Origin of the sequence: Nitratidesulfovibrio liaohensis, assembly GCF_011682075.1 — a bacterium.
GTDB classification, from domain to species: domain Bacteria; phylum Desulfobacterota; class Desulfovibrionia; order Desulfovibrionales; family Desulfovibrionaceae; genus Cupidesulfovibrio; species Cupidesulfovibrio liaohensis.
Map to the genome: position 1 here is coordinate 1 of NZ_VSMK01000747.1, position 12,548 is coordinate 12,548.

At 66.4% G+C, this 12,548-nt stretch carries 12 protein-coding genes, 1 tRNA gene and 1 pseudogene; 9 read left to right on the forward strand and 5 right to left on the reverse strand.

Annotated elements, in window-relative coordinates; genetic code table 11:
- The 7 genes from FVW27_RS21085 to FVW27_RS18495 form a co-directional block, all read left to right on the forward strand.
- On the forward strand, window positions 1–1,276 hold a 1,276-nt coding region (locus FVW27_RS21085; protein ID WP_279586661.1), incomplete at its 5' end, for an ATP-dependent helicase C-terminal domain-containing protein.
- A gap of 264 nt (window positions 1,277–1,540) precedes the next feature.
- Window positions 1,541–2,230, forward strand: coding sequence for a hypothetical protein (locus tag FVW27_RS18470; RefSeq protein ID WP_208294879.1), 690 nt, complete (start codon window positions 1,541–1,543; stop codon window positions 2,228–2,230).
- Between the two features lie 441 nt (window positions 2,231–2,671).
- The gene (locus FVW27_RS18475) at window positions 2,672–3,313 is read left to right on the forward strand and encodes a YczE/YyaS/YitT family protein (protein ID WP_167128023.1); all 642 of its coding nucleotides are present in this window, start codon (window positions 2,672–2,674) and stop codon (window positions 3,311–3,313) included.
- A 249-nt stretch (window positions 3,314–3,562) separates the two neighbouring features.
- Window positions 3,563–3,639, forward strand: a tRNA-Pro gene (locus tag FVW27_RS18480).
- Between the two features lie 397 nt (window positions 3,640–4,036).
- Window positions 4,037–4,303 (forward strand): RNA recognition motif domain-containing protein, encoded by a 267-nt coding sequence (locus FVW27_RS18485; protein WP_007521357.1) that lies wholly within the window; start codon window positions 4,037–4,039, stop codon window positions 4,301–4,303.
- 97 nt (window positions 4,304–4,400) lie between these two features.
- On the forward strand, window positions 4,401–4,619 hold the full coding sequence (infA, locus tag FVW27_RS18490; protein WP_012611350.1) for a translation initiation factor IF-1: 219 nt from the start codon (window positions 4,401–4,403) through the stop codon (window positions 4,617–4,619).
- Window positions 4,620–4,971: 352 nt separating this feature from the next.
- On the forward strand, window positions 4,972–6,372 hold the full coding sequence (locus FVW27_RS18495) for an ATP-binding protein (protein ID WP_167128026.1): 1,401 nt from the start codon (window positions 4,972–4,974) through the stop codon (window positions 6,370–6,372).
- Window positions 6,373–6,610: 238 nt separating this feature from the next.
- On the opposite strand, the gene FVW27_RS18500 is transcribed toward FVW27_RS18495, so the two are convergent.
- The 4 genes from FVW27_RS18500 to FVW27_RS18515 form a co-directional block, all read right to left on the reverse strand.
- On the reverse strand, window positions 6,611–6,934 hold the full coding sequence (locus FVW27_RS18500; RefSeq protein ID WP_167128029.1) for a hypothetical protein: 324 nt from the start codon (window positions 6,932–6,934) through the stop codon (window positions 6,611–6,613).
- Window positions 6,935–7,052: 118 nt separating this feature from the next.
- Window positions 7,053–7,556, reverse strand: a complete 504-nt coding sequence (locus FVW27_RS18505; RefSeq protein WP_167128032.1) for a cob(I)yrinic acid a,c-diamide adenosyltransferase — start codon at window positions 7,554–7,556, stop codon at window positions 7,053–7,055.
- Window positions 7,556–8,677, reverse strand: coding sequence for an AmmeMemoRadiSam system radical SAM enzyme (gene amrS, locus FVW27_RS18510; protein WP_167128035.1), 1,122 nt, complete (start codon window positions 8,675–8,677; stop codon window positions 7,556–7,558). Before amrS ends, FVW27_RS18505 begins: the two co-directional genes overlap by 1 nt.
- Window positions 8,678–8,788: 111 nt before the next feature.
- Window positions 8,789–9,283: a hypothetical protein gene (locus tag FVW27_RS18515; RefSeq protein ID WP_167128038.1), complete on the reverse strand. Its 495-nt coding sequence runs from the start codon at window positions 9,281–9,283 to the stop codon at window positions 8,789–8,791.
- Between the two features lie 88 nt (window positions 9,284–9,371).
- On the opposite strand from FVW27_RS18515, the gene purM reads away from it, so the two are divergent.
- The gene (purM, locus tag FVW27_RS18520) at window positions 9,372–10,424 is read left to right on the forward strand and encodes a phosphoribosylformylglycinamidine cyclo-ligase (RefSeq protein WP_167128042.1); all 1,053 of its coding nucleotides are present in this window, start codon (window positions 9,372–9,374) and stop codon (window positions 10,422–10,424) included.
- A gap of 198 nt (window positions 10,425–10,622) precedes the next feature.
- Here the strand turns inward: purM and FVW27_RS18525 are convergent, their stop codons facing one another.
- Complete coding sequence (locus FVW27_RS18525; RefSeq protein WP_167128045.1) at window positions 10,623–12,158, reverse strand: radical SAM family protein; 1,536 nt, start codon at window positions 12,156–12,158, stop codon at window positions 10,623–10,625.
- Between the two features lie 156 nt (window positions 12,159–12,314).
- Here FVW27_RS18525 and FVW27_RS18530 point away from each other — a divergent pair.
- Window positions 12,315–12,548, forward strand: a pseudogene (locus tag FVW27_RS18530) (hypothetical protein); the annotation flags it as partial.

A 12,548-nucleotide genomic window follows, 5' to 3' on the forward strand; every position in this document is an offset into this window, starting at 1 on the left:
GGTGGCCCGGCTGGCCGACATGGACCTTGATGCCGCCGGAAGCCGGAGGCAGGGCACCCGGCAGGGCACGCGGCCCGACCCGGAAGCCACGGGCGAGGTGCTGGCCCTGGCCTATCCGGATCGGGTGGCCGAGGGGCGCGGGCAGGGGCAGTTCCGTCTGGCCTGCGGGCGCGGGGCATATCTGCCGCCGGAAGACCCGCTGGCGCGGGAATCCTTCCTGGCCGTGGGTGACATGGACGGCGACGCGGCGCGCGGACGCATCCGCCGTTGCGCGCCGCTGTCGCGGGCGCACATCGAGGAAGCGTTTGGCGCCTCCATCGTTGAAGGGGCCTTCGTGGTCTGGGACGACCGGGCCGAGGCCGTGGCCGCCCGGCGGCAGCGACGGCTGGGTGCGTTGGTTCTGGACGATGCTCCCCACGACGCGGCGGACCCGGAGGCGGTCACGGCGGCGGTGGTGACGGGCATCCGGTCCATCGGGCTGCATTGCCTGCCGTGGACGCCGGAACTGGAACAATGGCGCGCGCGGGTGACCTTGCTGCGCGGGCTGGAGGAGCGCGAGACGGGCCGGACGGCGGAAGATGCGTTGCCCGCGACCACTTGCCCGGACGCATCTGCCTGTCCGGACGCATCTGCCTGTCCGGACGCATCTGCCTGCCCGGACGCATCTGCCTGTCCGGGCGAGCCCATCTGGCCGGACGTGTCCGACGCGGCCCTGCTGGCCGGGCTGGAGCAATGGCTGGCCCCGTACCTGTCCGGCATCACCCGGCGTACGCAGTTCGCGCGCATCGATCTTGCGGGCGCGCTGGCGGCCCTGCTGCCATGGGAACTGGCGCGGCGGCTGGACGCCGAGGCCCCGGAGCGCATCGAGGTGCCGTCCGGCTCGCAGGTGCTGGTGGACTACGGGGCGGAAGGCGGTCCGGTGCTGGCGGTGAAGTTGCAGGAAATGTTCGGCGCGCGGGAAACCCCCTGCGTTGCCGGGGGGCACGTGCCGCTGGTGGTGCACCTGCTGTCGCCCGCCGGGCGGCCCTTGCAGGTCACGCGCGACCTGGCCGGGTTCTGGCGCACCGGATACCCTGCGGTGCGGGCCGAGATGCGGGGCCGCTACCCCAAGCACCCCTGGCCGGAAAACCCCCTGGCCGCATCGCCCACCCGGCTGACCACGCGGCGCATGCAGCAGGCGGCCACGGCTGACGCAGCACTGGGGAATGGCGTCGACAACGCCAGTGGGAAGGGCGGCGGAATAGGCGGCGGCAAGGGAGGGAGGCGCACCCGCTGACGGCTGGCTCCGTTGCGTGTGCACGATTTTTCGCTGGAGACAGGAATTCACTATCCTTGAGAGGACGGCCCGGGCGATGCCGAGGGGCGCTTTTGTCCGCATGCCAGGGTTTGACTCCGTCAGGTCGCCGTTCACCCGCAGTGTAGGCCCAACCAGGTCGTAGCTTGCCCATGCAGCATGGTCGCGCAGCAGGCCCGACTGACACCCCCCGGTTGCCCAGACAGGCGCGGGTCTGCTATCGCCGGAAAAAAGGAGACACACGAGATGACGCATCAACGCCGCGCGCGGTCCGCACCGGGTGTCAGGCCTGCCCGCAGGTCTGCCCTATTTTCGTGGGTGCTGCCGTTTTCGCAGGTGACGTTACTGCTGGCCCTGTTGGTGGCGACCCTGCTGGTGACAGGTTGCGGCCCCAAGCGGTCCATCACCGGCTTTCCCGGCCAGTCCACGCAGGAAGCCCGGCCCGCACCGCAACAGGCCGAACCGCAACAGCCCCGCACCGTCACCCTGAGCACGCCGTACGATTCCAGGGAGGCGCGCCGCAAGCTGGCCCCCGGCAAGAACACCATCCGGGGTACGGCCACGGCCAGAACGCCCGGTGGCGAGGTGGCCACCTGCGCGGGCAAGCCGGTGACGCTGGTGCCGGTGACGGCCTATTCCAGCGAACGCATGTTCGCCATCTACGGCAGCGACGATAAGGGCACCCTGCGCCTGGGGCAGGGCGCTGCGCCGCCGCCTGTCATCACCAACGACGACCCGCGCTACCTTGCCGACCACCCGCAGACGGTGTGCACCGACAGCGGCACCTTCGTCTTCAAGGATATTGCCGACGGGCAGTTCTTCATTGTCACCGGGTTCACTTGGCTGACCGACGACAAGAAGCCGCAGGGCGTTGGCCTGATGCAGCGGGTTGGTGTGTCTGGCGGCCAGACGAAAAAGCTCGACATGAAGCCGTAGCCACTGGCGGCAGGTGAACGGCGCGGGACCGGATGCGGTCCGGCCAGAACCTGTTCCGGCCAGAGCCTGCTCCGGGCCGGGCCGAATTGGGCAGGCCACGGAGGGCCGGAGAGGGGATGATCCCTGTCCGGCCACGCGTCAGCCGCCGCTGACGCGCACCCCAACGTGGGGCCATGTAAACCCCAACCGCCACATCGGGCTGTTTGCAACTTCTGCCGAAAGGTGGGAAGTTGCCGGTCCGGCAACACACGCTGATATTGTTACCGGCCAGGGGAGGCGCCATGCGCTTCCCTTGGTCGTTTTTACGTTTCGCGGCTCTGGCTGCCCGTTGTGCCCGCCACGCCCGCCTCCCCCGGCGTGTCCCGCCACATCCCGGCGTAACGGCGGAAGGACAGGCACCACATCCGCCGTTGCGACTCACCTGAACAGATGGAAGTTTTCATGGATGGAAAAAAGGCCTTGAAAAGATACCTGTTCTTCGGATGTTCGCTGTTTCTGTGCGCCTTCGGCATTGCCCTGGTCACCAACGCCCGGCTGGGCACCACGCCCATCACCAGCGTGCCGTACGTGCTGTCGCTGCTGTCGGGCATGTCGCTGGGCATGCTTACCCTGCTGGTGAATATCGTGTTCGTTGCCCTGCAAATGCTGGTGATGCGCGAAGGACTGTCGCGCAAGTACCTGGTGCAGATGCCCGTGGTGATGGTGTTCAGCGTGTTCATCGATATCGCCATGGCCCTGACGAAGTTTCTGCCGCTGGACGGCTACCCGTTGCAGATGGCGGCGGTGGTGGTGGGCAGCGCCATCCTGGGGCTGGGCATCGCCTTGGAGATAGTCTGCCAGGTGGGCATACTGCCCGGCGAAGGGCTGGTGGTGGCCATCGCCTACCGCACGCGGCTGGCCGTGGGCAACGTGAAAACCCTGTTCGACTGCGGGCATGTGGTGGTGGCGGTGGTCGTCAGCCTGATATTCGCGGGCACGGTGCTGGGATTGCGCGAGGGCACCGTGATCTCCGCGCTGCTGGTGGGCAACTTCGTACGGCTGAGCGGGCCGCTGGCGCAAAAGGCCACGCGGCTGTGGGCTTAGTAAAGAGTGCTGTTTTGCGGCGCCGGGCCGTCGCTACGTTGCGCAACCCGTAGCATCGCCACCAGTCCGCCAGTGTGTTGCTGAACGTCCAACGCCAGCGTGCCTGAGTGTGGGGGATGTGGTGTGGTTGCCCCTTCGCAAGCCTCGACGTAACTGCCCCAGCCAGCCGTCTGCCATTTTTCCTTGCACCGAGACACTCTTTCGACTATCTGACCACCGTACGCCATGACGCCGCCGTCGTGGCATCACCGGAACGTAGCGCAGCCTGGTAGCGCACCTGCCTTGGGAGCAGGGGGTCGCTGGTTCGAATCCAGTCGTTCCGACCAGTAAAATACGGGGTTACGGAAAATTTCCGTAACCCCCTTTTTTTGCATGCGTGCAGGCCAGATGGCAGAGACGATGCCGCGTGTTGCCGTTCGTTCGACTGCGCACATCCTGCGCACATTCTACGTGCGATATTTCGTTCGCCGTGTTATTGGGCGTAGTTTTCTATAATATGCTGTTATGCAATGTTTTTTAAAAAATATGCTGGCGGAAGACGGCAATTTTTCGGGCGTGCCCCGTTATTTTGCGTGCGGTCCGCTTGACGACAGGGTGGAAGGTGCGTATTTACGCATCTCCTTACCAATTGGCAGCGTTCTTGTTTCCCTCGTTCGATCTTCGCATGTGCAAAGCTCCGGACAGATGAAAAGAAGAGCCTGAGAAAATTCCGGAGTATTTCACATGTCCAAGAAGCTCTACGTCGGCAACCTTCCCTTCTCCAGCAGCGAAAGCGACCTGCGCGCCCTGTTCTCCAACCACGGCGAAGTGCAGTCCGTCGCCCTGATCATGGACCGCGAAACCGGTCGTCCCCGTGGCTTCGGCTTCGTGGAAATGGACGACGACGGCGCCCGCGCCGCCATGGAAGCCCTTGATGGCCGCGACTTTCAGGGCCGCAGCCTGAAGGTGAACGAAGCGCAGGAACGCGCTCCCCGCCAGCCCCGCTGGTAGGTCTTCGCTCCGCCTATCGTCTGGACCGGGTCCCGCCCATTTCGGGCGGGACCCTTTCTTTTCGGCGCGGTGCGCGCCACAAGCAGGAGGAGACCCTATGGCCAAGGACGATTATTTCGAAGTGGCGGGCGTGGTGCAGGAAGCCCTGCCCAGCACGTTGTTCCGTGTGGAACTGGAAACGGGCCACACCGTACTCAGCCACCTGTGCGGCAAGATGCGCAAGTTCCGCATCCGCATCCTGCCTGGTGACAAGGTGCGTGTCGCCATGTCTCCCTACGACCTGACCAAGGGCCGCATCGTTTTCCGCGAACGCTAGGCGGCCCGCCACGGCCCCGCGCCGTGTCCCGAAGCCTGAAGGCCCCTGTCGGCATTGTGCCCGTGGGGGCTTTTCGTTTGTGTACGGCATGGGCGGGGGGCGGGGCAGACCTGGGCACGTCGGGTGGGCAGGTATCGCGCCATCCGGGCTGGTCACGCCCGCCGTACTGCACGTACGTAGCGGCAGTTGCCGCGCCTATTCCCACGTTTCTGAATGGTTGGAGCCGCCCCGTCACCCCCGTTGCCCTCGCTGCCCCCAGTCTTTGACACCCCCGTCGGCATGGGGCATTGCGGTGGATGGGGGCGTCGGTCCGCCGCGCTTTCCCCATCTTCGCACTCTCTCCGGAGCCATCATGGGACACATCGCCGCCAGGGACATCTACCGCCGACTCGGCAACGCCATCGACAACACGCCCGTGCGCACGCCGTGGAACGACGCTTTCCACGCCATGCTGCGCGAACTGTACACCCCGGAAGAAGCGGAACTGGTGGTGCGCATGCCGTACCGCCCGTCGTCCATCGGGCGGCTGGAACGGGTCACCGGCATGAACCGCTCCCGGTTGCAGGTGCTGCTGGATCGGCTGTGCGACAAGGGGCTGGTGCTGGACATCCGCGAGGATGGCGACCATGCGGCAGGGGCTGCCGAGCATCTGGCCGCGTCGGCCCATCGCGGAGGCAAGGGGCATCATGATCACCACGAGCACGTCCACCCGGCAGCGGATGGCTCCTCCCCTGCCGATGCCGACGACAGTTGCCTGTACATGATCAGCCCCATCGTCATCGGCATCTTCGAATTTACCATGATGCGCACCGGCGGGGCGCTGCCCAGCAAGCGCTGGGCTGAGCTGTTCCACGACTACATGTTCGGCGACCGGGCCTTTCTGGACGCCAATTTTGGCGACGGGCAACGCGTTTCGGTCATGCGCGCCCTGCCGCACCAGCAGACCCTGGGCGACCATGTGGAAATTCTGGACTACGAGCGCGCCGCCGCGCTGGTGGAGCAGAACCGCACCTTTGCCGTGGGCCTGTGCTCGTGCCGCCATGAAAAGCACCACCTTGGCACCCGGCAGTGCGACGTGGACATGGAAACCTGCACCTCCATGGGCACCGGGGCGGAATACCTGATCAGGCACGGCTTTGCCCGGCGCATCGACAAGGCGGCCATGCACGACATTCTGGCCCGCTCGCGCGACCTGGGCTTCACCCTGTCCGCCGATAACGTGCAGCAGGGCGTGGGGTTCATCTGTCATTGCTGCGGCTGCTGCTGCAACCTCATGCAGGGCATCCGCCAGTGGGGGCACACGGGGATACTTGTCACTTCGTCGTTCATCGCCCGGTGCGATGCCAGCCTGTGCAACGGCTGCGGCCTGTGCGAGCGGGCCTGCCCCATTGACGCGGTGTCGCTGCCGGTGCCGCCCGATGGCCGTAAGCGCGACCGGCGCTGCACGGTGGACGAGGCCTATTGCCTGGGGTGCGGGGCTTGCGCGCTGAAATGTCCCACCGGGGCGCTGCGGCTGCACCCGCGTGAGCGCAAGGTGCTGCACCCGGTGGACAGCTTCGAGCGGGTCATATTGCAAAGCCTGGAACGCGGCACCCTGCAAAACCTGGTGTTCGACAACCCCAACAGCCGCACCCAGGAATTTATGCGCGGGCTGGTGGGCGGCTTTTTGCGCCTTGGCCCGGTGAAGCGGGCGCTGATGGGCGAGGCGCTGCGTTCGCGCTTTCTTGATGCCGTACGCCGCATGGCCGGGTAGAGCAGGGACTGTTCGGCTGTAGGGCTGGCTGTGGGCTGGCCTAGCCGCCATTTGCCCACTGGCTCCCGCCGCATCATCCACCCCTTGCACATGACGAAGCCCCCGCTGGCGATGCTGGCGGGGGCTTGTTGTCTACAGGTCCGGTAGCGGCAACCGGATTGATGGCCGGTGGCGCCCGTTGATACCCGGTGATGTCTGGTTCGGGTACGCCGTGCGCTCTCCGGCTGGCCGCTCCGCGTCAATTGCAGGGGGTGGGGTGCGACTTCAGCAGGTCATCGGCAATGGTGGCTCTTTCCTCCGCATCGGCGGGGTGCACGCACAGGCAGTCGGCGCCCTGGCCCAACGCGGCAGCGCGCTTGTCATGCCTGCCAAGGTGGCTGCCCAGTTCTGCGGAGTGCCCGATGAACATGGGACTGTACCCCGTGTTCAGTACCGCCTGCGGCTTGCGCGCGAACATGAATACCCCGCTGAAGTCGGCCAGGGTGGCGTCCAGCGGGTACACCGCAAAGGTGTAGGCCTTGCCTGAAGCTCCGGTGAACGAGGTCATGGCGAGGGGTTCCATAGTGCCTCCTTCGTGTTGCGGGAATGCGATACCCTTTGGAATCATATAGGCACATAATGACGGCGCCGCAATGATTTGCGCGGGGCGGCGCCGTCGTGCCGTTCCGGAATACCCCCCCCTAGAACTCGATGCCCCTGGTGGCCTGCACCCCCTTCTGCCACGGGTGCTTCACCTCGTTCATTTCGGTGACCAGGTCGGCCCGCTCGGCCAGCCAGTCGGGCAGGCCGCGCCCGGACAGCACCAGATGCCTGCCCTGCGGTTCCGCCAGTTCCAGCAGGTGTTCCACCTCGTCGCGGGTCACGATGTCGTAACCAAGGGCGTACAGGGTTTCGTCCAGCACCAGCAGGTCCACCTGGGGCAGGGTGTCTTCCGCCCATTGCAGCAGTTCCTGCGCGGCCTTGCGGTGGGCTGGGCGGTCTTCCTCGCGGCGCAGAAAGCCCTTGCCCCCGGCGCGAAAGCGTTCGCCCAGCAGGCGTTCCAGCATTTCCTGCTCGCCCGCCTGGCCGTGGCGCTTCATGAACTGGCCAAAGGCCACGGTCATCCCCTGGCCCATGGCACGGATGGCCTGCCCCACGCAGGCGGATGTCTTTCCCTTGCCGTTGCCGGTGTATATCAGCAGCATCAGTTCTCCGGGGTATCCCAGCCCACCCCCGGCATGGCGGCCCCGCAGCGGACACACCGCGATGAGGCGGGCAGATGGGTGTGAAAGCCATCGCGCCGGGCGAACAGCGCGCCGCAGGCGGGACAGTGGGTGGATTCGGCAGGGTGGCCCGGCATGTTGCCCAGGTAGACGAAGTGCAGCCCTTCCTCGCGGCCGATTTCCCAGGCCCGTTCCAGCGTGGCGGGCGGGGTGGGCGGGCGGTCGGTCAGGCGGTAGGCCGGGTGAAAGCGCGAAAGGTGCCACGGCACGTCCGGCCCCAGTTCGTCCCGGATGAACCGGGCCATGTCGCGCAGTTCGTCCGGGTCGTCGTTCAGGCCGGGGATGAGCAGGGTGGTCACCTCCAGCCACCAGCCCATGCGGGCAATGGTGCGCAGGGTGTGCAGCACCGGCTTCAGCCGCGCGCCGCACTGGGTTGCGTAGAAATGCTCGGTGAAGGCCTTCAGGTCTATGTTGGCCGCGTCGATGCGGTGTTCCAGTTCCGCCAGGCATTCCGGCGACTGGAACCCGTTGGAGACCATGATGGTGGCAAGCCCGGCGGCGCGGGCCGCGTCCGCCGTGTCGGCCATCAGTTCGAAAAATATGGTTGGCTCGGAATAGGTGAACGATACCGAGGCAGCCCCGTTGGCCTTGGCCTCGGCCACCAGTGTGGCCGGGGTGGTGCGCTGGCCGCGCACCACGCCTTCTTCGGCGGGCGGACGAGACAACGACCAGTTTTGGCAAAAGCTGCATGCCAGGTTGCAGCCCATGGTGCCGAAGGACCAGGTGAGCGTGCCGGGCATGAAGTGGAACAGCGGCTTCTTTTCCACCGGGTCCAGGTTCACGGCGGCCACGTTGTCGCCCACCAGGGTGAACAGCCTGCCCACGGGTGCGGCATTTCCCGTCACGTCTGGGCCCGCCACGCCAGGTCCTGGCGTGTCTGGCCGATTCACCCGTACTCCGCAGCGGCCCGTGCCGCCCCCCGGAATGATGCAGTAATGGCTGCAAAGGCGGCACTGCACGCGCGCCTCCTTCGCATCCGACGATGCGGTGGCATCGCTGCCGTCGGGCGGTGGCAGGGGCTTCCAGAGGCGTGCATCAAGCATGGCGATGGTCCTTGATGGATGGAAGGGTGCCGGACGGGGAGCCTCGGACAACTGGGATGCGGACCATCCGGCGGGCCGGGCACGGCCTTCAGCCTGCACGGGGCCGTGCGGCTATTGCCGCCTGCCCGTCCCGATGCCGCCTGCGGGGAGGGGCGTGGGCCGCATCACACCGCCGCGGTTTCCTCTGTTGCCCTCGTTGCCGCTGTTGCCCCAATTTCCACTGCTGCCGCCCTGGGGCTGCCCCCACGTGCCGTTCACGTTGATCTCGGGCGCGATGATCATGGGCACCTGCTGTTGCGGCATGTCCTGATGGCGGGGCGGCCCCTTGGATTCCATGACCCGGTCGCCGGTGTCCGGGTCGCGCCCGATGTACGACTGGTCGCCGCCGGTACCCATGAAGGTGTCTTGGCGGGGCCGCTCCTGCTGCGGGGGAATGCCGTCGCCCGTGCCGCCGGAGCCGGTCGCGGCAGCGGCAATCAGGGCGGTGGGGGGCGTCTGCACGGCAGCGCTTTCGCGGGCAATGGCCACACCCGTCAATACCGCTGTGGACAGCATGACCATTACCAGTATACCATTGATGAAGGCCCGTGCCAGCAAGGGTTTCATGGTGTGTTCCTCTTGCGCTTCGGGGGGTAAAAGCCTATGAAGGGCTTCCGGAAAATCCGAAGCCAGCCGACCCAAGGAGCCTACGTTAATGTCTGAGGACCGTTCCAAAGCCTACACCGATGCGGGGGTGGATATCAACGCCGGCAATGCCCTCGTGTCGCGCATCAAGTCCATTGTCGCCCGCACGCACACCAATGGTGTGATATCCGACATCGGCGGCTTCGGCGGCCTGTTCAAGCCGGATCTCGCGGGGATGGACGAACCGGTCCTTGTTTCCTCCACGGACGGCGTGGGAACCAAGCTGAAGTGCGCCTTCCAGTTCGGCAAGCATGACACCGTGGGCATCGACCTGGTGGCCATGAGCGTCAACGACATTCTGGTGCAGGGCGCCCGCCCGCTGTTCTTCCTCGACTATTTCGCCACCGGCAAGCTGGACGTGGACGTGGCCGCCAGCGTCATTTCCGGCGTGGCGGAAGGCTGCCGCCGCGCAAGCTGCGCCCTGCTGGGCGGTGAAACCGCAGAAATGCCCGAAATGTACGCCCCCGGCGAATACGATCTGGCGGGCTTCTGCGTGGGCCTTGTGGACAATACGCGCATCGTGGACGGTTCGTCCATTCGCGTGGGCGACGCCATCATCGGCATTGCCTCCACCGGCCTGCATTCCAACGGCTACAGCCTGGCCCGCAAGGTGCTGGCCCAGAGCGGCCTGAACGGCGACGATCCGCTGCCCGGCTCGGACCGCACCGTGGCCGAGGTGTTGCTGGAACCCACCGCCATCTACGTGGACATCGTGCGCTCGGTGATGCGCGACTTCGACATCAAGGGCATGATACACGTGACCGGCGGCGGCTTCTACGACAACATTCCCCGCGTGCTGCCCGCCACCGTGGAGGCGCACATCGATTTCGGCTCGTGGACCGTGCCGCCGGTGTTCAACTGGCTGCTGGCCCAAGGCAACCTGACCTGGCCGGAAATGCTCCAGATCTTCAACTGCGGCATCGGCTACATCATGATCGTCTCGCCCGACGTGTGCGACGAGGTGCTGGGGCGCGTCAATGCCATGCACGCCCAGGCCTGGCGCATCGGCACCATTGATCGCCGTCGCGACAAGGCAGCGGAGCAGGTGCAGGTGGCCTTCTAGCCAGCACGGCGACATTCATTGCACGCCATCGGGGCCGTTCCTTCGGGAGCGGCCCCGTTCTTTTTGCCCGGACTGGCCGGGATTGGCCGGGATGCCCCACGAAACGGCAACGGGCCGGAACCTCGTGGTTCCGGCCCGTTGCGGTGTCCTGTTGCTGGCATGTGCAGCCATGTCCCCGCATGGCGGGGCGCGGCTGGATCAGTCCTCGCAGCCGCAGATCTGATCGTCGTCGTCGGGGACACCCGCGTGCGGCCCGGCTTCCAGGTGCCCCTCGGGCAGGCCTTCGTGAGCGTCGTCAGGCTCGGTGTCCTCCACGCCGGAAAGGTCTTTCGCCGTCCCGGAGCTGTCGGCATCAGGGGTGTCCCTGTCGGGGCTGGCCTCCGGCGCGTCGCGCAGCAGGTCGGCCAGCGGGGTGGGTTGCCATTGGCCGGGCAGGGGGACGCCCCGTTCCTCCATATCCGCCCGGTCGCCCAGATACGGGTTGAAGTAGCCGAAGCCCAGCCACGGGCATTCCCGGCGCAGCCGCTTGCGGAAGTTGACCAGGCCCATGTTGGGGCCGAATTCGATCCCTTGCAGCAGTTCGAGGTACATTTCGGGGTCGATGTTCAGGTTGCGCAACTGGATGAAGCTGACCCCGCAGGTGCGGACCATGTCCAGCAGGGCTTCCAGTTCCGGCTCGGTGTCGGTGATGCCGGGGAAATACAGCAGGTTCAGCGAGACGAACACCCCGTTGCGCCGCGCGGTGGCGATGCTTTCGCGCACGTCGGCCAGGGTGTAGCCGTGCGGGCGGTAGTAGCGGTTGTACGGTTCTTCGCGGGCGCTGTTCAGGCTGACCCGCAGCGAGGTAAGGCCCGCCCCGGCAATGCGCTCCACGGCGCCCGGCAGCGAGGCGTTGGAATTCAGGTTCACCGTGCCGCGTCCGCCCTCGGCGCGGAACAGGCGCACCGCTTCCTCTATCAGGGGGGCCTCGGTCAGCGGTTCGCCCTCGCAGCCCTGGCCGAAGGAAAAGACCGGTTCCGCCACCTCGTTGCGGGCATGGTGGCGCATAACCTCCACGATTTCCGCCGCCGTGGGGGTGAAGGCCATGCGGTTCTGGGGGGTGGCGCAAATGCGCGACCCGGCCTCCTGCTGCGAGATGCAGCCCACGCAGCGGGCATTGCATGCGCGAGAGACGGGCAGCGGCGCCTCGTACCGGCCAAGGCACAGGTTGCGCGCGGCGGGGCAGGAATAGGTAAGGGCGCACTTGGCGGTCAGGTGCTGCATCAGCCGGTTGTCCGGGTAGCGGCGCATCAGTTCGCGGGCGGTCTGTTCCACCTTCCTGCGGTGGACCCCCCTGAACACCTGGCGATTGGATTCGTCCACCCGCTTGGCGCAGACGTAGAAGCGCCCGTTGGCAAAGCCCACGGCCCCGTATGCGAACAGGGGCAGGGTGGGGGCGTCCGCTTCGCTGACGTAGGCGGGGTGCGCGGTCAGGGTGTGCGCGGGCGCGGCAAATGCGGCCACGGCCAGTTCGTCCATGCCCACGGCCTCACCGGTTTCCGGGTCCAGTCCCACGGCGCGGCGGCCCGGCAGCAGGAACAGCTCGCTCTCGTCGGGCAGGGGCATCAGTTCGTCGGGACGGGGCAGGGCGAATTCGTGCCCGCGCCGACAGACCATCAGCAGGTCCGGATGGTCGTAGATTTCGCCGTTTTCGTCGGCCACGACAAGATGGGGACGGATATTGGATGAGGCCATGTGGTGCCCTTTGTTCTCATGTATTGTGGTGCATCGTGGGATGTGCTAGGTGCCGGATGGTTACTGCAAGCGGGGTTCCCCGGCAAGTGCATATCCGGCCCCGCTGGCCGGTGGCCGGGGAAATGCCGCCTTTTTTTTCCGGGAGAGAAAGGAACCATGTTCGACAACGCCACCATGTTCATGATGTTCATCCTGCTGTGTTTCGCGGGATTGCTGGTGATGTTCTATTTCGTGCTGCGCGGCATGGAAGAGCTTGCGCGCGGCATGCGCGACGAACACGCCGCACTGGCCTCGGGCCTGCGCACGCTGGAGGCGCGGGTGAACGAACTGGCGCGCGCCCAGCGCGCCGCCGTCGCCGGACTGCCGCCCACGACCCCTGCGGGCGCCGGG

What these genes read in the sequence shown, in the direction of transcription:
- FVW27_RS18470 (WP_208294879.1), top strand. Translation starts at nt 1,541, where the DNA reads ATGACGCATCAACGCCGCGCGCGGTCCGCACCGGGTGTCAGGCCTGCC.
- FVW27_RS18515 (WP_167128038.1), bottom strand. Translation starts at nt 9,283, where the DNA reads ATGAAACCCTTGCTGGCACGGGCCTTCATCAATGGTATACTGGTAATG.
- FVW27_RS18505 (WP_167128032.1), bottom strand. Translation starts at nt 7,556, where the DNA reads ATGCTGCTGATATACACCGGCAACGGCAAGGGAAAGACATCCGCCTGC.
- FVW27_RS18485 (WP_007521357.1), top strand. Translation starts at nt 4,037, where the DNA reads ATGTCCAAGAAGCTCTACGTCGGCAACCTTCCCTTCTCCAGCAGCGAA.
- purM (WP_167128042.1), top strand. Translation starts at nt 9,372, where the DNA reads ATGTCTGAGGACCGTTCCAAAGCCTACACCGATGCGGGGGTGGATATC.
- infA (WP_012611350.1), top strand. Translation starts at nt 4,401, where the DNA reads ATGGCCAAGGACGATTATTTCGAAGTGGCGGGCGTGGTGCAGGAAGCC.
- FVW27_RS18495 (WP_167128026.1), top strand. Translation starts at nt 4,972, where the DNA reads ATGGGACACATCGCCGCCAGGGACATCTACCGCCGACTCGGCAACGCC.
- FVW27_RS18525 (WP_167128045.1), bottom strand. Translation starts at nt 12,158, where the DNA reads ATGGCCTCATCCAATATCCGTCCCCATCTTGTCGTGGCCGACGAAAAC.
- FVW27_RS18500 (WP_167128029.1), bottom strand. Translation starts at nt 6,934, where the DNA reads ATGGAACCCCTCGCCATGACCTCGTTCACCGGAGCTTCAGGCAAGGCC.
- amrS (WP_167128035.1), bottom strand. Translation starts at nt 8,677, where the DNA reads ATGCTTGATGCACGCCTCTGGAAGCCCCTGCCACCGCCCGACGGCAGC.
- FVW27_RS18475 (WP_167128023.1), top strand. Translation starts at nt 2,672, where the DNA reads ATGGATGGAAAAAAGGCCTTGAAAAGATACCTGTTCTTCGGATGTTCG.